The organism is Marinilabilia rubra (assembly GCF_003121985.1).
Taxonomy (GTDB): Bacteria; Bacteroidota; Bacteroidia; order Bacteroidales; family Marinilabiliaceae; genus Marinilabilia; species Marinilabilia rubra.
Map to the genome: position 1 here is coordinate 23464 of NZ_QEWP01000005.1, position 23171 is coordinate 46634.

Genomic DNA, 23171 nt, shown 5'->3' on the forward strand with positions numbered 1-23171 from the left:
CAATATCACTGACAAAAGAAAAAAGTCTCGCTACCCAACGTTTTGGGGCGAGACTTCTTTACTTCACAGGGTTAATTGTGAATATTTTTAATATGAAGGAGGCCGCCTAAATCCCCCAAAGGGGGACTTTGAAATTCAAGAGACCATATTCTACCAGATCTATCGTTTTACCATTTATCGACCTGCTTTCATAACGACCTTTTCAGTTTTAACAATACCTCCGACATTTACTTTCACCACATAAACCCCACTGTTGCAGGGCAGTTCCACTTCAGCTTCCGTACTTCCGGTATTAATGCTCCTCATCAGACGACCAGTCATGTCTAATACTTCTATGACTGCCTCGGATGACTGCAGCAATCCACGACTGATTTTTATCAAAGCGTAATCCTGCTGACCGATAATGGTGATATCTTCTTTTTCTGAGATATTCGTATTTTCAACACTGGTAGCTACCTGTTTTACTTTTTCCAGATGAAGCACAAACCGGTCATGATCATCGCCCATTTGATCAGGTGTATATACATATTCACTTACCTCACGAAGATTAATCCAGGCCCCGGATTCTGTGTCTTGAAGAAACAGATCATAGGTGGGATTTGCGAAATCGCTCAAATCAAAGCTCAAAGTAACATTTCCTTCCACACGGTTTCTTACGCTAACAGGAATTTCATAATTCTGTTCTGAAAGAGCCGGTAATCCGTTAATGGATAAATCGGTATTTCCAACTTTGGTGTAGACTTCAGGTACGTTCTTTGAACCATTGAATCTTTTTTCACCATCTTCCTCTCCCACATTGCTTGACAGGCCTTCGCTAAAGAATAGGACAGTTTCATCTAAGGCATATTCATTCTGGGTCCGGATACGGATCATCTCCAAATCATTGCTTTCGGCTGAAGTGCTTTTTAATGGTGCGCTGTTATCCTTTACCCTAGCTGATTTTTTTACCGTTAAGGTTGCTTTCTCTGTGGTTTGTTTAATCCATACGGACTGATAAGCAGGAATATGTCCTTTGTTTTCACTATTGTAACCTTCAACCTGAGGTGTTACAATATCAAATTCACCATTATAGGTTTGCACAACTCTTTCATTACCTATTGAAACCCAGCTCCAGATGGTATTGGAAAAGCCTTCACGCTCCCAGCCGTCTGCATTATCCCAACTCCAGTCAATGGCTGTTGGGTAAGGATTCCCTAAAAGGTGATAGCCGGGGTCATTAAATTCTTTAACGATTTCATCATTGTTTACCTCACCTGTAAAATCCAACTGTTTGGCATTGTCGTAATAATAAGCAACCACACCTTGCAAAGGATCAATCCCCCTTTGGTTATTCACATCTTCCTGGCTTAACCTCACCCACTGCCATCGGTTATTCACTACCTCGAAAACATATACATAATCTTTATCTGCATTTTCTGATGGTTTAAACCAACCTGCTTCTGCATTTTTCAATGGTGCACTCATGTACCAGTAACGATCCTCCTGCAACAACATTTTCACATTGGCTTTTCCCGGCTTTGAAGCATTGTCGGGCAACAACAAAGAAGAAAGGTTGTCAAACTCAGATTCTAAAACAAATAAACCATCATTTTGAACATCTTCTGTTATTTCCAAAGTAGAACCGACATTCAATACTAAACTTGATCCCTCTGCTATCGACAGCGATGAAATAAGAACATCACCATCAATAACCGGAGAAACAACTCCCGACTCAATCTTAACAGAAGATTCTATTCCAGGGATTTCCTGGTTTTTCCAGTTCGTCTGGTTAAACCAATCATTATCTGTTCCACCAACCCATGTGAAAAATGCAGGTACCAGCCCAACATTCTCTACTATTTCTTCAAGAACCGATCCTTCTTCATTGATTACAAAATCATCAAGATTACCATAATCTCCGTTTTCAATAATACCCCAACCAGGAGAAGTGATATTGGCCTCAGGATCCAATATATAAATATCATCGCTTTTGGCATTCAAACCTCCTCCAAGGTGAGAAAAATCGCCACCCACAACAAGGTTTCCTTTATTCTGAACCTGAGTGCTGGAAGAAGTTGAGAAGTCCCCTTTGACTATAACATCACCGTTGGTTTTGAAGCTGCTTCCAGTTGATGATAAATTACCATGAACAATAAGGATTCCACCCTTTTTCACAGAAATTCCGGCAGAACCTTCAAGATTTCCAAATATTTCCACCGTTGCCCCATCTTCAATAGTTAAGCCGCCCCATTGATTATTGGAATAGTTTCCTGACACATTTAATATACCATTAACGGTTACGGTTACCGGATTAAGATTCCCATTGCGCGAAATCGTACCATTAATGGTCATTTCCTTATTGATGTTCTCAAAATCGGAAGGTATGTTATTATTGTCCCAGGCATTGGAGTCTTCAAAATCACCCTGGAAATTTGAGTTTGTAATGTAAGTATTGTTGTTTCCGCCGTTGCCATTACCGCCTTTTTTAGCAACGACATCAAAACTAAAGAAAAAAATTAACCCAATTAAAGTTAAACTAATCCGTTTCATAATTCACTAATTTTAACCCTGTTCAAAAATTTCAGACCCTTTTGGGAGTCCTCTTGTACAATTATACCGTAAGGCAGATGAATTGTTATTAAGCTTTGATTAAAGACCAAGGTTGTATTGACGAATCAGTTTGTTTAAGAGATAAAGTTTAAAAAGTACTTTTATAATAATTACGTAAGCAAACGGAGAATATGACTAATAAAAAGCCCCGCTATCCAACGTTTTGGAGCGAGGCTTTCAAACTTCACAGGGTTAATTGTGATATCTTCAACAGGGAGGCCCCCAAAGTCCCCCTTTGGGGGATTTAGGGGGCCCCGACTACTTTCTCAGTCTTCTGCTTTCCACCGGCGGTTACTTTTACAATATACATTCCGCTGTTAGCTGGCACAGCAATCTCTGTTTCCTGCTCAGTGGTGTTTTTTCGCTCTATCAAACGACCGTTCATATCCAACAGATCAATAACTGCATTTCCGGCACTCAACAACTCATTGCTGATGGTCACTAACGCATATTCATCTTTTCCGACAATGGTAATATCACCTGCAGCTGAGGACTCCGGATTCTCCACACTGGTCGGCACCTCTTTAACTTTATCAAGATGAAGCACAAACCGGTCGTGGTCATCGCCCATTTGGACAGGTGTATAGGCATACTCGTTGACATCCCTGAGATCAGTCCACGCACCTGCTACTTTATCTTCCAGCAATACATCATAGGTTAAGTCGGTAAATTCATCAAGGTCAAAGACCAATCTGACTTCACCTTCTATACGGTTGCGAACACTTAATGCGTAGGCATTTTCCTCAGAACTCAAAACAGGCTGGCCATTGATGGCCAAAGCCTGGGTATTTAGTCTTGTGTATACTTCAGGTACTTTCTCTGAGCCATTGAAACGTTTCTCTGAGTCTTCAACTCCGGTGCCGGAAACAAAGCTATCGCTAAAATAAAGCACCGTGGCATCCATAGTATACTCATTCTGAGCTTTAACTCGAATCATTTCAAAGGAACTCTCTCCCGATGAAGCACTCTTCAGTGGTGCATCGCTGTTCTTTACACGAGCAGCACGTTTAACGGTCAACGGAACAGACGTTTCAGACTCCTGTTTCACCCATACTGCCTGATATGGAGGGATATGGCTCATAGTAGATGCATCATAACCGTCAGGTTCCAGCGTCCAAACACCAGGTAAGATATCTCCGTTATTATTATAGGTCTGGATGATACGGATACCACCATAAGTAATCCAACTCCAAATAGTATTAGAGAATCCATCTCGTGTCCAACCGGCTGGGTCTTCCCAGTCAATAGCTGTCGGATATGGGTTTCCTACCAGGTGATAACCGGGATCATCAGGCGTCACTGTCAAATCTGTATTTTGAACCGTGCCTGTGCAATCCAGGTGTTTAGTATCTGTATAATAATACCCAACAACACCCTGCATATCGCCTATCGGACGATTGTTATCCACATCTGTCTGATCCAGACGAATCCATTGCCAGCGGTTATCAACCACTTCAAAAACATAAACATAATCTTTACTGACATCCTCTGACGGTTTGAACCATCCGGCTACAGTATTCTGAAGCGGGCTGCTCATATACCAGTAGTGATCGGGATCAAGAGTCAGTTTTACATTGACATTACCGGAGTTGGTCATAGTCTCTGGTAATATCAGTGAGGATAAGCTGGAATTGGTCGATTCCAAGACAATGGTACCAGCATTATCAACATCACTAATCACTTCAAGAGAAGCTCCGGGTCTAACCGTTAATACTTCACCTGTTGTAACAGTTAAAACATCGCAGGAAGCATCACCTGCATCAATCACAGGATAAGTTGCACCCGTTCCATCAATAATAGCAGGATTCGCAGCAGATGGAACCATCCCTGAACTCCAGTTGGCGGAAGTAAACCAGTCGGTAGGGCTGGTTAAATCATCGCCCTCCCATGTATATGGTGCAATAGATGCAACTCCAAAGGTAAGATACCTTGAAGAAGAAAAAGTAACAGGACTGTCACTGGATGTGGTGGCCATTCCAGTATTTACTGTTCCGGTAACTTCATCCCACTGAGATGACACAAATTCCACAATCAAAGCATTATCTTCATTAACGCCACTCTCTCCGTCAAATCTCATATTAACATTAGCATCAAGGGCTGATGAAGGAGCTGTTACATTCCAGTATTCATTATTGCTTACCCATTCGACACCTGTGCCATAGGTGGCAGAGATATCATCTTGTGCTGATGAATTATAGTATTGAGCTGTCCAATAACCACCTGCCCCTGCAACAGGTTTAATTTCAATATTTCCAAATCTGGATACATCACCAACGGGGAAATCAAATGAAGAACTTTCATTTATCTTTTTGCTCATTGGTCCATCTACAAAACTTGAGGAACTGCCTCCAATCACTGCATCTGTTGCAGTATTATTAATAGTTAGCATTGTGGAAGAACTGGAAATAATATCTCCCGAGGTAAGCAGCAAGTCGTTATCTATTTCGATATTCGATTGAAGCTCTAATCCGGAAGTATTATTTATTTCCAGGTTATAGAATGCACCACCCGATGCGGTTGTAAAATCAGTTGTTCCTGAAATCACCTGTGTTGAGGAACCGTTAAAAGTAATGGTTGGCACTTTGGGGTCAACATAAGTTCCTGCATCAAATGATCCGGAATTAAAAGTAAGATCACCCATTATAGAGATACTGTTATTATGAGTGTTCTCTATATCCGGGCCATTTAGAACTAAATCACCATACAGTTGAACGTCAATATTAGGCAGTGTTCTTGTTCCAGTTCCAGTAAATACAACACTATTAACATTAGGTATTTCACTTAACACGTCATAATTATCAGTCCCTGCATATTCTAACACTCCTCCATCAGAAGAAAAGAAACTATCGTAAGAGCCGGCAGGCAAATCCCCACTTTGAAGTTTCAACGTTCCGGTTCCAAAAACATCTCCAAGTCGGTGTCCTATTGAAGTACCAATATCAACAACTCCTGTTGGATTAATAAAGGACCTGTAAGCTGCTTCAAAATTATCCGGAAATGAAAGCGTGTGATTAACATAAATAATGGAGCCTCTGGGTCCTCCTGCCGGAACATCAACTCCGGCCGAGCCTGTCGTTCCTGTTGATGGATCATAAGTTGCCCATGTCGATGTATTCGAATAATTACCGTCAGTTACTGTAATATAAGAAGGAACCTGATCCGGTATTGCACTTTCAATACCAGCAGTATAATCCCCGTCAATACCATTATCACCGGTCCCTGAAAAAGTAAATATCGAAAGGTCATTAGCACCAGCCTGTCCCTGAAAATCATCTGTTGTAAATTTGTTCCAGTCTGTGCTCTCTAATAAAATCCGCGCTGTAATGTATTGAGTGGTATCACCAGGAGCATCCCCGTCATTAGAATACATTTTTGCCTCCCCTGAAAATCCGGAGATACCATCTGCATCTAATGTCCAGTTATACTGCAATACATTTCCCTGATCTGCCGTTGGAACAGAAATATGTGGCTCATCAGCGGCCTTTACTCTGATAGATCCCGTATTATTACCATTTTCAGTTATGTCCATTACAACGGGAGTATACTTCCCTAAGGAGCCAATTGGATAGGTAAACGAAGTAGCTGACGAAATAACCGGGAACGTTTTTTTAATTCCATTATCAGTAAACGACAAATTAGTCTGAATCATATTGGTATTTGAGAAAGGATTCACTTCCTCAATGGAAGCATTCTCTCCAAAAACCAACAGGTTGCGTCCAATGTCGAAAACCCCATCTACCATTCGTAGTTTGTTGGTGAAGTTAACCGCTCCTGATTGAGTCGGCAACACAACGCCATTTCCGTTGTTAATGGTCAAAACAGAATATGACCCACTTCCTGAAATTTGTTGAATATCGGAACCGGCCATAACAATTCCCTGACTTGGATCTGTACTTGCTGTAGTAACATTATTGATCAAATCACCAAGCACGGTCAGATCATATGTACCGGTATTCAAAGCTCCGCTGCTTAACGTCAAGTCATTTGAAACAGTAATACCCCGACCTAATACCAAAGTTCCGGAACCGGTTTGCTTTATAACATCTGCAAAAGTAGTTATACCAGTTCCTGATATTGTCTGGTCTGATGCTCCTGTAAAATAAGTAGTATTATTATTAGCGGTATAAGTCCCGTTGTTGGTTAAGTCTCCATTCAAAGTCAAATCCAACCCATTGGCATTAAAGGTTGTATTAGCTCCGATGGTTAAATTACCGTTGAGCGTATGTCCCTGAGTCAATAATTTCAATTCATTTCCTGTTCCTCCTGAGATAGAAACATCGTTCAGATTCTGAGGAGCATAAATTCCAAAAGTTTCATCCGAAATTGTGGCACCATCAATATCAAAACCACAACGCCCGGTATAGTTCACAGTTTCAGGATTAAAATACAAGGACGGAACCAATGTACTTCCATTGGAAGAATGAATCGTTATAGCATCGCCATCATTCTGAGAGAATGAACTTCCTGTACCAAGAATTTCAAACATACCGCGGGTGCTTTTAATATCAGCACCTACTGTACCTATATTAACATTACCACCATCTTGAACAAATGTCAAAACGCCTTCATCTGAGTTGGTAGACCGGCGAATCTGATCACCAACAGATAAAGTTCCTAAGTTGGTTACTTCAAGATTAGCATTGCCAGATGAAGTAAATTCAATGAAACTACTATTAGATGTGCCACCGGCCGCAGTAGAACCATCTATATTGGCTGTACCGCCATTTATAATTAAGGACCCATTCAGATTTATTCCTGAATTTCCGGATGCATTTACAGTACCGGCTGTAACTTCCAATACAGAACCTGAAGGAATTTCAAAGTTGTTGCCACCTGTTGTCAGGTCAATATTAATCAAGGCATTGTTCAAATAACAATCACCTGAAATTAACGTTAAGGCTTTAGTGGCTCCATTGGTTGAAGCACCTAGCGAAAAATCTGAAGTAAAGTCTGTATAAACTCCCGTTGATTTAGCAATAACTGTCCTATAAAAACCAGCAACATTCCCACTGGAGCTATAGGTGGAATTTGTATCACCCTGGAAATAAACAGATAGATTACCACTGGCAAAATCTATATTACCACTACTTCCCAAATCTATGTTTCCGTCAAGATAAAGATAGTTTTCCGTACCACCGGAGGCGTTAAAAGTCCCAGTTCCTGTAAAAGAAATATTGCCATCAACATCCATATACCTTATTCCAGTCGATTCATAGGTTAAAGTACCGGAGTTAATGCTCACATCTCCTCCAACAGAAACAAACTCATCATTATTGCCATCCAAAAAGAAATCACCACTCTCGACTGTTAAATCTCCATTGACAATAAGATTCATACTATTGGTCGTTTGCGTAGTTCCTGTGGCTTCAGAAATCACAATATTTGGGTAAATGGGGACATTTGAATCGTCCGGGATAATATGGGGCCCCGCACCCGAAGTCGAAGTATATTCTATTATTGCTGATGCATTATTGCAAAATTCGGAATGATCTCCTGAAATATGTACAAAATCCGAGTGATAATTATAATTATTCTCATACACCAAACGGCCACCTCCTTTAATAATATCAATAGAGTGACCTGATGTTGCATGAGCTACTTTTAAAGTACCGTTTATTTCTACCTGAGAAGCCAAAGCATTGTTATTTGCAATTGTTACAATATCTCCTGCCTCAATCACCGCAACATCTGATTCTCCCGGAGGACCTACCGATGTAGTTCCATCCTGATCTCTCCAACTAGAGGTATTCCAATCATGGCTTCCATTACTGTAATAAACATCAATCCCTGAAATAGGAATTTTTCCGTTTCCATTATCTAATCCAGCTGTATAATCGCTATTTATTATATTTGGATACGGTCCATAGTTTGTCGTTCCATCAAAAATCAGGGTTGTTTCATTATTTCCGTACTTATAGTCACCTACCTGCCAATCGTAGCCATTAAGGAATGCGGCTTTCAGATTCTTCAAATTGTTATTGGAAGTAAACTCAAGTCTAATTCTATTATCCTCCAAATTATCAAAACCAGAAACTCTTGTTTTCCAATAATATGATATAACATCATCAGCTTTATTGGGATCAGTTGATGGGTGTGCGGTATTAATAGGAATAACCGTAAAGCTACCACTGGCATCAACAGAATTACCACTTGTAGTTTTGACAACACAGGGTGAGTATTGATCTGTTCCAACAGGAAAAGTAGCATGAGTAGCTGTAATTCCGGCAGGTATTGTAAATTGCAAAGTTAATCCTCCATCGGAAGATTGGGGAGAATCTGAAGTTTGAAACATACAATTTATTCCCCAGGAAGTATTTGTGCTTACGGAACCTGAAACATTCAAGTTATACCCTCCAAGGTTTACGACCTGGTCGGTTGAAAAAATTACCTGGTCGGCGTCTACATCAGAGTCTAGAAGAACCTGCGGTGAGGCACTTCCATTATTTAATATTAGGCGACCAAAGTTGTAGTCTTGTCCACCTGCACCTTTCAACACTTGTTGAGAAGCACCTGTTAACTCAAGCCCACCAGTTCCGGATGAAGTTAAATCACCATTTTCAATAACCACACTATCCGTCACTTGCGGCGTAAAATCAACAACATCAAAAGCACCTCGTGAAAGCTTCAGAGTTCCTTCAATGGTTACATTATCTGATCCTGTTAAGCTTACAGTATAAAACTGTCCTGAAGTCTCATGCCTTTCTTTAAAGACATGAAGTCCAGGCAATGTTACAGTTGCTCCTGAAGTGTTATTTATAGCAGCATCCTGTGCTCCGTTAAAAACCAGGTTTCCTGATTGTGTAAATGTCCCGGCAATATTAAAATCACCGCCAATAGAAATATCATAACCATTGTCGTTAAAAGTTGCATTGCTGGCGATTGTTAAATCATTCGATATAGAAAGATTGGAAGGATTGCTAGTTTCCCCATACTGATCAACAACTTGAACTTCCTGACCGGAACTACTTGCATTAATTGTTAAGTTGTACAAAGGCACAGTTGAATAAACTTCTGCCTCATTGCCTTCAGGTGAAGTAGTTGGGGTATTAAATTGAATGGTTCCTCCCGTAACATTATAATTCCCTTCTCCTGAAGCAATGCGTAGTGCGGTAATATTATGCTTATTGACAGTCGAGAATTCGATCGTTCCAGCACTCATTTCAAACACCTGATCTTCATGTGCAATGTCAAACGATGGAGATCCCCAGTTATTAGTGGGCAAAGAATGGATATGGAAAGCACCTCCGGATTGCCTATAATTCAAGCGTCCATTAGAATCTTTTTGTCGGAGTTGAGTTGCATAAATTGTTCCCCCCTCTACAATTAAAGAAGAAGGAAAGGATACATTGTCATAGTAGGATATTCCACTTGATTCTTCGGGCAGTGTTAATGAGCCAGATGAAATTTTTAATGCCCCCCGCAGTGTAATCCCGGTCCAGTCTGCAATGTATCCATGCTCTGAAGCATCAAAAGTAGTAACACTAGCCCCATTTACGATCAACTGTCCCGTCTCAGGTATCGTAAATTCATTAGGAGCATTTCCACTCATATTCTCTCCCAAACGGTCAATAACAATATTTGAACCTAATTCAAGCGTTCCATTTTCAATAACAATTGGTAATCGCTGCCATCCGGCAGATCCATCTGTGGCATCAGCACCAGAATAATCGGCAGATGCAACAGGTCCATAAAGATTGAAATTGGTATTTTGATCGGCATTAATACTTAACTTAAAAGTCTTGTCATTACCCTTATCTATAAAAAGACGATACAAGTCTGTGGGCCCATTACTGACCAACGAATTATTGCTGGCTCCCAAAAATTTTAATTTCACCGCACCACCAGAAGCCTCTGCGTACTGAGAAGAATTACTAAAATCCACATTTCCTTCATTGGTAAAGTCCCCATAAACATTCAGCCAGTGAAATGCATCCCCGGTTCCAACAGTAATACGGCCGTTAGTTTCAACAATCACATCGCCATCAACAGTAACATTAAGGGAAGTCGGTCCATCATCATTAATACCAAAAGAGCCTCTCGTTACAACCAACGAACCATTTAACGACAAATCATTCTCCAGAGAGACTGTTTGCCCGCTGTTCATATCGATTTCTACATTAAAAAAGGTATTAGCAGATGCTAGAGAAAAGCTATCTCCATAAAAAACAACGGTTCCTTCTCCTTCTCCCCTGGTGGTGAAATCGGAATCGTCAGTTATAGCAGGATAGTTATCTGCTGCCATCAGAAGACGACCGGAACCTTTTAATTCATTAAAGGTATGACCGCTTGAAGTTCTTAAATCCAATTGGCCGTATATTGTTACGGATCCACAATTTAAAGTAACATCTCTTAAAGGTGAGTCATAAGGAGCTGCTCCATCAGGCACAGTCACTGTTTTTCCACTTAAGATAATAACATTATCACCATCGGCAGGGACCGCACTAGCCACAGACACTGCCCCTGCAGGATCTTGTGTCCATATGTCGGCATTATCCCAGTCACCACTGGCTAAAGTATAATAAGTATCCTGCCCAAACGCATCATTGCTTAAGCTCAACCCAATAAAAAGCCCAACAATTAATAAGTAAAATTTTCTCATATCACTAATAATTTAACCCTGTTCAAAAAGCCCAACCCGTTTCAGGGTTTAGCTGCTAAATTGTACACGCGCGCGATTTTTTTGTTAAAACTCTTTGAGGAACGAAAGCAACCACTTGACAAATGGATAAATTTGACAGGTGAAAGAAAAATGGGCATGGAGCATGGGGAAAAGAGCATGGAGAAAACAGGCAAGTTCCAGCAACCAAATTATTTTTAAAAACACCTGATTTTATGAACCATAAAGACCAAGTCGGCCGCATTTAACAACAACATTAAACATACCTGAAAGAAGCCTAAAAAGCATTAAAAAAAACCTCTCGTCAACGCAAAGCAGCATATCAATCCTTCCTATAAAACCAATCAAGACAATTTCAAAAATCGCAATAAACTCTACTCTAAATACTTACTCTTTCATGAAACCACAATTAAACATAACAACAAAGACAAGACTCATCTAATCAACTGTTTTTCTGCCACTTAAATAGCCTCCATCGCCCCTTCTCCTACCATTCTTCGGGGCTTGTTCGGCCTTTCTTCGGCATTTGTCCGACTCTATAGGGCCGAAAAAGTGTCGAAGAACAGTCGAACAAAGGTCGAAGGAGGTACGACTGAGGGACAAAGGAAAATAAATGAAACCTCGAAGAGATTTCATTTATTTAATGGAGAATGAAAGGTTAAAAACAAGATCCCGGTTGTTCGATGATTCTTCGGACCTGGTTCGGACCTGGTTCGGGACTGCTTCGGAGCAGATTCGGTGTTTCTTCGGTTGTTCTTCGGTCGGGCTTCGCTTCTTATAAGGAACGAAGGATAAGCGAAGACGAACCGAAGAGCAACCGAAGCAGGTACGAAGCAGTACCGAAGCAATCCCGAAGGTGGGACGAATGGCAACCGAAGAAAAATCAAATAATTGACTTTGAAAGGGGAGTGTTTATTCTGTGGAGATTGTCTAAAAGTAATAAAGCAGGTTTGGGGAGTATTCAAAAGGGACAGATTCTTCGACAAGCTCAGAATGACTCAAAACTCCAAATATTGAAAGTCTCCCAAATAAAGGTACGCAGATATAATGTGGGGTTAAAACCAATGAGAAGCCAAATACATTTATTACATTTATCCCAACAACAAAACCCCATTTGGTATGTCTCACTCAAAAGTGGAAGAAGCAATCCCGGTGGTTGCCATCGGCGCATCGGCAGGAGGACTTGAAGCATTGCAAGCCTTTTTTAAAGTGGTGCCTCCCGAACCCGGGGTGGCTTTTGTTGTAATACAGCACCTGTCTCCTGACTACAAGAGTTTTATGGACGAATTATTGGGGCGTATCACTACACTTGACATTCAAGTCATTGAAGACGGGACTCAACTCAAAACAAACACCATTTTCCTGATACCTCCGCGTAAAAACCTTTCGCTTTTTCATAATCAGCTATTTCTTGAAGATCAAAGCCAAAGAAAAAGTCTTCATTTGCCCGTTGATATATTTTTCAGATCACTGGCAAGTGAACGGGGCAAAGATGCCATAGGGATCATTCTTTCGGGAACGGGCAGCGATGGCACACTGGGTACCAAAGCCATAAAAGAGTACGGAGGTATGATTATGGTGCAGGATGAAGAATCCTCCAAATTTGACGGCATGCCCCGGAATACCATAGCGACCGGTCTTACCGACTACATTCTTCCACCGGAAAAGATGCCCGAGGCACTGCTTGGCTATTTGAAACATCCCTTTATTGAAAAAAGCAGTTCTATAGATTCCATTCTGAAACAGGAAACGGATGTTCTTTCCAAAATACTAATGATTCTGAGAGATTACTCAGGAGCAGACTTCTCCTTCTACAAAGAGAAAACGATCACCCGCAGACTTGAGAGAAGGCTGTCGGTCAATCATTTCCAAACACTGGAAGAATATCTGGAATTGCTTAGCGAATCGGACAAAGAGAAAGAAATTTTATACCGGGAATTACTAATAGGCGTAACAAGTTTCTTTAGAGATCCCGAAGCATTTGAAAGCATCAGGAAAAATATACTTCCGGAATTGTTGAAACAATCAGACAAGAAAACGCTGAGAATCTGGGTGGCTGCAACGTCGACCGGAGAAGAAGCCTATTCAATAGCCATTTTAGTGATGGAATACCTGAAAACAAATGGCATAAACACTGATCTAAAAATATTTGCAACTGACATTGACAATGAATCCATTGAAATTGCCGGACAAGGTTTCTATCCCGAAAGCATTGTAGCAGATGTTTCACCTGAAATACTGGCTAAATATTTTGAGAAAAATGAGAATGGCTATAAGGTATCCGAAGGCCTGAGGAAAAAAATCATTTTTGCCACTCATAATATACTGAAAGATCCGCCTTTTTCAAAAATAGACCTCATCTCCTGCCGGAATTTGTTCATATACTTAAAACCTCAAATTCAGGAAAAGATTTATTCCACGTTCTACTTTTCCCTTAAGTCAAAAAGTTTTCTATTCGTTGGAGCCAGTGAATCACTGGGAAATATGCAATCAGCATTTACCCCTGTTGACAGTAAATGGAAGTTGTTCCGTGCGCGGGAAGGATTCAAGCCCCCCTTTGCGCCCAACATACCGCATTTAAGAACCTCCTCTGAAAAACCAACCAAAAGTCAGTCTCCTGTTACGGATAAAACCAGCCACAATCATGTGAAGCTGGATAAGATGCTGGAAATGATTATTCATGATCTTCTCCCCCCTTCAGTGATCATAGATGAAAATTTTAATCTCATACATGTCATCAATAATATCAATGACTACATTAATCTGCCATCCGGCAAATTCACCAATAATTTTCTTTCACTGCTAAATGAGGACTTGCGCATGGTTGTTTCGGGGCTCTTACGGCAACTGAGAACAGAGAATCAAACGCCGGCTTCTGAAACACTCAAAAATGCCAAAGGTTTCCCGGGAAAGCTTCTCCGTATTGAAACCAGACGTCTGAATCAAAATCAGGATTCCTTTAAGTACTTTATTGTGTCCTTCACTGAGAAAGAGATAAAAAACGATACGGAAACACAATCATCTGAAGAACGACCGACCGACTTAAATGAAAAACAATCTGAGGCTTATTATGAACTTGAAAAAGAGCTGCAATACACCAAAGAAACCCTCCAGGCTACAGTAGAGGAACTTGAGACTTCCAACGAAGAACTGCAATCCTCCAACGAGGAGTTAATTGCCTCCAACGAAGAACTGCAGAGCACTAACGAAGAACTACAATCGGTTAATGAGGAGCTATACACAGTCAACTCGGAGCATCAGGACAAAATAGAAGAACTGACAAAACTCAACAATGACATCAACAACCTCCTCAAAAACACCGACATTGGAACCCTTTTCCTGGACAGTCATTTATGTATACGGAAGTTTACACCGGTTGTATCCAAACTTACAAACATCATTGAGATGGATATTGGGCGCCCCATCCATCATATTTCTGTGCCCGAAAATTACGGGGCGTTTATCGAAGACATCAAGAAGGTTTTAAATGACTTACAACCTGTTGAAAAAGAGATCTGCGATAATTCAGGCCAATGGCATCTGGTAAAAATTATGCCTTACCGAACAGAAGAAAATGCGGTGGATGGCATCATCATTACTTTTGTTAATATTTCCACTCTTAAGAAAGAAACCAAACGTGCAGATATCGCTGCTGCCAGATTGGAACAAGCCATGGATGCCGGCAAAATGGCATGGTGGGAATGGGATATCCCCTCAGGCAATGTCACATATGATGATAAAAAAGCAACCATGCTGGGCTATCATCCCGATGAATTCCCCAACCAGATCTATAAAATCACAGAACTTATTCACCCTGAAGACTTCGAATCAAGTATGCAGGCCATGCGTGACCACCTTGCCGGGAAAAAAGAAAACTACGAAGTTACTTATCGCATAAAAAGAAAAGACAACACTTACGGCCGGTTTTTCGATAAAGGCGGGGTGGTCGCATGGGACGAAACCGGAAAACCATTAAAACTGACCGGTATTGTTGCAGATGTATCATCATTAAATTTACAACAAAAAGCTTAAGTACTAAAACAAAATCCCTGTTTCTGAATTATAAAATAAAAACAGAAACTAAGAAACTGTTTAAATTTTGTTCTCTTTTAACGATCTGGTCTATGGGTGATTTATCCGACAACAAGAAGGACATCTTAAAGCAAAAGGCGCTGCAACTGCTCCACAATAAAGAGAGCTTACCGGGTGACATCTACAACAGTAACCTGGAAGAACTGGTCGAAAACCTTCAGGTGTATCAGTTTGAACTGGAAATGCAAAACGAGGAATTAAAGCGTGTTCAGGACGATCTGACCATCAACAAAGAGAAGTTTCAAACCATCTTTGAACTGGCACCGGTTGGTTATTGCATGCTCAATATGGAAGGAACAATTATTCAATGCAACAACAAATTCCGCAGTCACTTCAACATTCCTAAAAATAATTTAAACAACAGGAAACTAAGGGAATTGGTAGAGCCTTCCAGTCAGGATGACTTTTATTTCCATCTTAAAGTTTTAAAAGAGAGAAAGGAAAAAAGCAATGCATTCCTGGGCTTTAAAGGAAAAACCGGCACCATACATATTAAAATAAATTCCAGAGTCATTTACCTAAACTCTGAAACCAGGGAGAAGGTAATACTATGTGCCCTCAATGATATTTCAGACGAAGTAAAGTATTATCACAAACTTAAAGACAGTGAGGAGAGATTTCGCTCTCTGGTCGACTCCATGAACGATGTCATCTTTACTATAGATCAGGACCTGAGGCACTCCAGTGTCCATGGGAAATGGGTTGCAGAGGCTGGGAGAAAAGAAGCAGACTTTCTGGGTAAAAGAGCTACAGAAATTTTGGGCGAAGAGGCAGGTGAATTCCATGAAAAGCATTTCAGGGAAGCCCTCGCCGGCAAGCCGGTGGTTTATGAATGGACCGCCGGAGAAGGAACCGGTCAGCAACATTTTCAAACTTCTTTATCCCCCATTTACAATGAAGAGGGCCATGTTAAAGAGATCGTTGGTGTTGGAAGAAACATCACGCCTGCCAAGAAAAGTAATTTTGATCTTCAGGAGAGGATGAAAGAGCAAAAGTGTTTGTACAAGATTTCTAAAACACTTCACCAGCAAAATCATCCAACTGATGATATTCTGCACCAATGTGTAAGAATCATTCCTGAGGGATTTCAGTTTCCTGAAAAAGCCAGAGCCTGCATAAAGACCAGTGAAAGAAATTATTTTAGCCACGAAGCATTTAATATTGACGAAGATATATGTTTAAAAAGTCAGCCAGCGTTCTCTGGTGGCACCTTAGCACAAATTATAATAAAATACAGTGACCAGGACAGTGGTGATTTAACAAGGTTGTCCTCCTCATTTCTTGAAGAAGAACAACAATTGATAGATGTTATCGCCAGAAACCTGGTTCAAGCCCTGAAGAACCAGCAAACCAAAGATGAACTGGACCGTAAGAATAACATGCTGAGTCAACTAAATGCCGAAAAAGACCGGCTCCTGTCTGTTATAGCGCATGACTTAAGAAGCCCCTTTTCTTCCATCCTCGGGCTCATCGGCCTGATGCATGAACGATTTGACAGAATGCAACCCGAATACATAAAAGAACTGCTCGGGGCCTTAAATAAGTCAACCAACTCCTTTTACACGTTGTTGGAAAACCTGCTTGAATGGTCAAGAATTCAAAGAGGCCAGAAAGAGATAAAACCCACCCCTCACCTGGTCTCTGAGATTGTTAATCAGGCCATAGAAGCTCATCAGAATATAATAGACAACAAAAACATTAAATTGAATCTTAACTTCGATAACAACTTAAGAGTTTTGGGGGATCAAACTTCCCTGATATCTGTTTTCAATAATTTATTGAGTAATGCTATAAAGTTTTCTGAAAAAGGAGGTGAAATCTCCATCCTTGCAAAACCTCAACAACCAGACAACATCATCTTTTCAGTCTGTGATCAGGGCATAGGCCTCAGTAAAGACATGCAGCAAAAACTCTTTAAAGTTGATGCCGATGTAAAGCGCCCCGGAACAGACAATGAACCCAGCACAGGGCTGGGACTTCTCATCAGCAAGGAACTTGTGGAAATGAATGGTGGGGAAATATGGGTGGAAAGTGAGGAGGATAAAGGAAGTTGCTTTTTCTTTACCATCGCCAGGAGCAATTAATTGAAATAAAAACCTCCAAACCATTTATTTTGGATCAGAATCTTAATGAATACAGACGGTGGCTCGATCAACTCCTCGACAAAGGACAAACCGTTCAGGTTCCGGTGCATGGCATGAGTATGTTTCCCATTCTTATGCCCCGGGACACGGTGCAAATCAGGAGGATAAAGTGGGAGAATCTTAATCCCGGTCAGGTTCTGGTTTTTGAATGTGAAGGAAAGTGGATCGCACACCGCCTTATCGCTGTAAATCAACAGGAAAAATCATTGCTCACCAGAGGTGATGGACTGCCCGCGCCGGATAAACCAATAATGGCAGAAAAAGTAAAGGGGGTTATTGTAAAAATAATAAAAACCAGATCTCCATTTGCATGGACCATCAATACTTCATTTGACCGTTTCATGGTCTTTGCAGGTCCTCTGTCGGGGAAAGTTTTCTGGTTTCTGGGCCGCGTTGTGAGTTGGGGGTTGAGGGTTTGGAATTGAATGTTTTGAGAATAACTTGCAATATGCTTATCTTTGTTTAAAACATTAGCGCCATGGGAATCAAAAAAGACAAATTGAATTTAATTGAATGGATCTCTAAAATAGAAGATTTTTCGATTATTTACCAGATTAAAAAGATCAAAGATAGTTCGGCTCAAAGCTTTAAACAATCAGACAATTTAAGTAAAGGCGAAAAAGACTCAATACTAAGAGGCCTGAAAGACTTTGAGAATAAAAACACGCATTCTCATACCAAAGCCCGCAAGATCTATGAGAAATACTTATAGAATTATTTGGTCTGATGAAGCCCTTAAAAATTTAAAGAATATAATTGAATATCTTGAACGTTATTGGAGTGAAAAGGAAATAGAGAATTTCGCCCAATTACTTGATAAACATCTAGATCTACTTCAAGAGAATCCCCTTCTGTTTCCTAAAGATCCCAAATATTTCAACTAAGAAAAGCTGTCATCTCTAAACAAACCTCCATCTATTATCGTATTTCTCAAAATCAAATACAAATCATTTCTTTATTCGATAATCGCCAAAATCCTGAGAAATTAATGGCTACATAGAGTGCGCTGAAAAACGCATATATCACCCTGAAAATCTCAATAACTCTATACTTAAACAAACACTGGTGTCCGGTTAAAATACTAAGATTGCTTCGGTTAAGAAGCAATCTAAATAGGGAGCGCTGAAAAACGCCTACTTTATTAGCGTTTAAAACTTTAAATCATATCAACAAACTCCTAAGTGCAAGGTTATTCCACATCAAACTCGGATTTCTTTGCACTTAATCATAAAAAAACAGCTAATCAAAAGAACAAAATTTACTGCACCGCCCGAATCTCGAAGTATTTCAATACTCCTTCGATTGGGCGGCTTGTAAATTTTGCCCTTTTGACTTTTTCAGCAGCCCCTAAATACACACACGCTACTTTTAACTTAAGCCGTCACCAGCTCTTATTTCAAAGGTTTAGAGTATCAACACAATGTTGAAATTCTCGTCCAGGTCCTATCCTAATGGGCAGGGACAAATTTTGGTTCTCACTCTAAACTCTCAAAAATGTTTTATATTTGAACAGCCCTTTGCCTGGCTGAGCTATAACACTAAAACCAACAACTATCAGAAACTATCGCCAAATACTAACCATTTTACGTTATATCTGGTCGAGTTCTCCGGGCTGGACAATTCTAAATGCAGCGCTAATCCTGATAAGAGGGGTACTCCCATTATTTCTGCTTTACCTTGTTAAATTACTTGTTGACGAAATCCAGACAGTGGCTACAGGCCCCAACGGAGAGGATGCATTTAACCGGCTTTTGGGACTATTAATCATTGCAGCTGTTGTTTTTCTGGCCAATGCTCTCTCAGCCTCTTTGGGAACATTGGTTCGTGAGCGTCAGTCATTCCTGATTTCTGACTACTTTGATAATCTCATCCACAACAAAACCACCAACATAGAATACGGCTACTTTGAACATCCAAAGTATCAAAACGTCTTTTTCCGGGCTTTAAATGAAGCCTCTTTCCGGCCTTCACGAATCTTCTATGGCATCGTTGGACTTTTACAGAACCTTATTACCCTGATTGTAATGGGCGGTATCCTGTTAATGGTACACTGGTCAATATCCATAGTGCTTTTGGTTGTCACACTGCCGGTTACTGCAATCCGTCTTCGATACGCCCGGTCACTTTTCAGTTTCAAACGAAAGAATACCAACCGTGAAAGAAAAGTCAACTATTACAATCGACTGCTCACCTCCCGGGAATTTGCAAAAGAGCTAAGGACTTTTGAGCTGGGCAGCCTCTTTCGTCAGCGTTATCATGAAATAAAAGATGATTGGCGGCAAAGCCAGTTTAGAATGTTAAGGAGTAAGACTCTCCGTGAAGTAGCAGTGCAGGTTCTGGCTGCCATTGCAGTCTTCTCAGTGTATGGATTAATCGCCTTCAGAGCATTTCAAGGTCAATTATCGATTGGAGACGTGGTTCTTTATTTTATGGCCCTTCAGCGCGGATATGCATACCTTCAGGAATTTCTGGGAAGGATATCCGGCTTGTATGAAGACTCACTTTTCCTGAACAACCTCTTTGAATTCTTACACCTTCCGGAAGCTCAACCCACCCTTGAAGAAAATGAAAAGGTGCCTTTTCCGGCGCGCATGAAGCAGGGAATCAGATTAGACAATGTAGGGTTTCATTATCCATCCAACGACCGGTGGATTCTACGCAATGTTTCGTTTCAGATAAATGCTGGTGAAACCGTTGCGCTTGTAGGGGCTAACGGCACCGGGAAAACCACTTTGGTAAAACTTATTTGCGGGCTTTACAAACCCAATGAAGGAAAAATATATGTTGATAAACATCCTATCGACCATCTTAAATGGAAATCCAGGGTCGACAACATCAGCGTCATCTATCAGGATTTCATGCTTTACAATGTTACTGCTAAAGAAAATATTTGGTTTGGCAATGTCCGTCAGCAGCTTTCAGAGAAAAACATCAAAGACGCTGCTAACCAGGCCGGAATCAATGAGGTAATTGAAGAATTTGAGAACGGATACAATACAACATTAGGCACTCTGTTTGACGACAGCGAGCAGCTAAGTCCCGGACAATGGCAAAGATTAGCCCTGGCCAGATCATTTTTCAACCAGTCGCAGGTTGTTTTGCTGGATGAACCCACAAGCTCACTGGATGCTTTTTCTGAAGCAAAACTATTAAACTACATTAAAGGCATTACAGAAAACAGGACTGCCCTCATCATCAGCCACCGACTATCAACCATCAAAATGGCAGACAGGATCGTGGTTCTTGATGGTGAAAATGTTGTAGAAACCGGACATTACAGAGAGCTTATGAATATGAAAGGCCACTTCTATAAGATGGTCCAATCCTTCTCGGAACTTGGGATAATAAGGTAAGTGAGGCAGTTATAAAGGATAGTGAGTATTTTATATATCCCCAAAAAAAGAAATCATGAAGGGTCAGTTCCCGAGTCCCGGAGGGACGATATGTAGGTAAAAAACATCAGGTAGAACACAAATGAGTGCCGTGGGTACGGAATATTTATTTCATCCCTACAGAACTTGATTCCATCAACAACCTAATCTCCACCGACATCATAGCCCTAACGGGCCTCTACCACAGCATAAAAGGCCATCCAACATAAAAACACAGAAATAAGAAATCACGTAACAAGTCCCGGATTGAGGTAGTATCGGTAAAAATCTATTGACAAGAAGAATAAATAATAATCTTTATCCAATCCCATTACCACTCGTAAAACAGCCCCGTAAAGACACCGAAAGAGTAAGGACGGAAAGTTCCTGGTGCTTCTTTGCTTACATCAGAAAGGAAATAATCGACCCGTGGTTCCATTCTCAAATGGATTCCTTTAAACACAGGCAACGAAACGGCAACACCTGCATGTGTACTCAACCCCATATCTGCCAATCCCTGAGTCTGACCAATTCGCTTCTTGTCACCTCCCATTTGTAAATAAGCATTGTTATCAACCAACCAATTGGTGCTAACACCACCTGACAATGAAAGATTTAATTGTGACTGCTTCAACAATTGATAACGAATGGTTAATGGAACCTGAACATACCCCAGGTTTTGTTCGAGCAAAGGATTTCCATTTGCTGCAAAATTAGAATTCTGCAAATCAACCAATTCATTAGAACTGCCCTGAAAACCTGCAGCATCCTGCATCCTTGAAGGTGAGGCATCGGGCGTAACAGCTCCAAGTGAGTTGGATAAATTGATTTCTGTAATATCCATACTGCTCTCCAATGAAGGGGAAGCATCGGCAAAACTATACACCCTGTCAGATCTGGAAGTGGCACTCACCTCCTGCCCCAGCATTGCATACTTCACACCGGTTTCTATCTGCCAGCGGGAATTCAGCTTAACGGCAAGACTTATTCCACCACCGGCTTTGTTAATTCCACTCTCTGAATTGCCTGAGCCCCCTCCTGATGTTTCCCTAAAGGCATAAGTTGGGGAATATTCACCTCCTAAAACAAACCTGAGAGAAGGCCTTGAGTCATCCACATCACTGACAGGTTCATCGGGCTTATTGCCAATTAATTCCACCTTATCACTGTGTCTGTAAGCCAGCTTTCGGGTATCGGGACTTGCCACATGCCAAAGATCAAAATTGAACGCATGTGATTTCATGGCTTCAACAGCGACAACAAGATGGTTCTCTTTGTCTTCCGTACCGGTCAATTTGGGATTGAAGGTTTCTGTTGCTGAAGTATTTCCTTCAGCAGTCATGGTAGTAAAAGAAGTGTGTTTAGTTTTTTCACCCGAAAAATCAGAAACCACATTCAGATTATTTGTTTTCTGAAGGTCCTGATCAATCTCAACTTCCTGCTTTATTTCCTCATCATTCATTTGCCGGGCCATCTTTGGAGTGGTAGCCGATTCATTCGGGGAAATATGTTTCTGTTGTGCCATATCTCCACTTGAAAGATCTGAGTCAGGAGAATTGAAAATAAAAAATCCGATCACCAAAAGAACAGATGCTGCAGCACCCACCCACCAATAAAGTGGAACAAGGCGTTTTCTCTTTTTATCAAGAAGTCCCTCGATACCCTCCCACACCTTATCGGATGGTGAAATTTCAAGATCTTTAAGATCATTGAACAAAGGGTCTATATTTTGATCGGGTATCATCATGTTCTTGCAGCCTCCATCTTTTTATTTTCCTTCAACCGATCCTGCAGCCATTTTCTGGCACGGGAAAGATTCGATTTACTGGTTCCGGGAGAAATATTCAGTTGTTTGGCAATTTCATCATGGGACAATTCTTCCAATACATATAAATTAAAAACCAGCCTGTATCGTTCAGGGAGTTGCTGAACCAAAGCTAACAAATCGTGCAACGAAGGTTGCTGAACGGTGAAATTGCTACCCTCATCTTCCTCCTGATCAGGAAATTCATCCGTCAACTCGGTTTTTAGTTTGTTTTTCCGGAATGACTCAATAATCATATTGACGATAATTCTCCGCATCCATCCCTCAAAAGAACCTTCAAAACGGAACATTCCAATTTTTTCAAAGACCCTGATAAAACCATCCTGCAAAAAATCTTCAGCTGTCTCCCGGTTTCCGGCATACCGCATACAAACCCCCAGCATTTTGGGCGCAAAAAGCTCATAAAGTGCCTTTTGAGCACTCCTTTCCCCTTTCTGGCATCCTTTTACAATATTGTTTATTTCATTATTTTCAGACACTGAAGAACTATCAAGTTGGTTTCCTGTAAAAGTAAGCCACTCAACTTAATAATG

The 23171-nt window shown here is 40.8% G+C and carries 10 protein-coding genes; 6 read left to right on the forward strand and 4 right to left on the reverse strand.

What is annotated here, in order from left to right; genetic code table 11:
• Window positions 1-174: 174 nt before the first annotated feature.
• Both DDZ16_RS07690 and DDZ16_RS07695 read right to left on the reverse strand, forming a co-directional pair.
• Window positions 175-2529: a T9SS type A sorting domain-containing protein gene (locus DDZ16_RS07690; protein ID WP_109263873.1), complete on the reverse strand. Its 2355-nt coding sequence runs from the start codon at window positions 2527-2529 to the stop codon at window positions 175-177.
• 304 nt (window positions 2530-2833) lie between these two features.
• On the reverse strand, window positions 2834-11188 hold the full coding sequence (locus DDZ16_RS07695) for a T9SS type A sorting domain-containing protein (protein ID WP_109263874.1): 8355 nt from the start codon (window positions 11186-11188) through the stop codon (window positions 2834-2836).
• A 1137-nt stretch (window positions 11189-12325) separates the two neighbouring features.
• Between DDZ16_RS07695 and DDZ16_RS07700 the strand changes: the two genes are divergently transcribed.
• From DDZ16_RS07700 to DDZ16_RS07725, 6 genes are all read left to right on the forward strand, one after another.
• Complete coding sequence (locus DDZ16_RS07700; protein WP_109263875.1) at window positions 12326-15238, forward strand: CheR family methyltransferase; 2913 nt, start codon at window positions 12326-12328, stop codon at window positions 15236-15238.
• Window positions 15239-15330: 92 nt separating this feature from the next.
• Window positions 15331-17382, forward strand: a complete 2052-nt coding sequence (locus DDZ16_RS07705; RefSeq protein WP_158275628.1) for a PAS domain-containing sensor histidine kinase — start codon at window positions 15331-15333, stop codon at window positions 17380-17382.
• Between the two features lie 29 nt (window positions 17383-17411).
• Window positions 17412-17867, forward strand: coding sequence for a S24/S26 family peptidase (locus DDZ16_RS07710; protein ID WP_109264065.1), 456 nt, complete (start codon window positions 17412-17414; stop codon window positions 17865-17867).
• A 53-nt stretch (window positions 17868-17920) separates the two neighbouring features.
• Window positions 17921-18154, forward strand: a complete 234-nt coding sequence (locus tag DDZ16_RS07715; RefSeq protein ID WP_109263877.1) for a hypothetical protein — start codon at window positions 17921-17923, stop codon at window positions 18152-18154.
• The gene (locus DDZ16_RS21100; RefSeq protein WP_109263878.1) at window positions 18138-18326 is read left to right on the forward strand and encodes a type II toxin-antitoxin system RelE/ParE family toxin; all 189 of its coding nucleotides are present in this window, start codon (window positions 18138-18140) and stop codon (window positions 18324-18326) included. Before DDZ16_RS07715 ends, DDZ16_RS21100 begins: the two co-directional genes overlap by 17 nt.
• A gap of 759 nt (window positions 18327-19085) precedes the next feature.
• Window positions 19086-20795, forward strand: a complete 1710-nt coding sequence (locus DDZ16_RS07725; protein WP_232526593.1) for an ABC transporter ATP-binding protein — start codon at window positions 19086-19088, stop codon at window positions 20793-20795.
• 349 nt (window positions 20796-21144) lie between these two features.
• Here the strand turns inward: DDZ16_RS07725 and DDZ16_RS07730 are convergent, their stop codons facing one another.
• Together DDZ16_RS07730 and DDZ16_RS07735 are read right to left on the reverse strand one after the other, a co-directional pair.
• Entirely contained in the window at window positions 21145-22560 is a 1416-nt protein-coding gene (locus DDZ16_RS07730) for an outer membrane beta-barrel protein (RefSeq protein WP_109263880.1), read from the reverse strand.
• Window positions 22557-23117, reverse strand: a complete 561-nt coding sequence (locus DDZ16_RS07735) for an RNA polymerase sigma factor (RefSeq protein ID WP_109263881.1) — start codon at window positions 23115-23117, stop codon at window positions 22557-22559. Before DDZ16_RS07735 ends, DDZ16_RS07730 begins: the two co-directional genes overlap by 4 nt.
• Window positions 23118-23171: the final 54 nt, after the last annotated feature.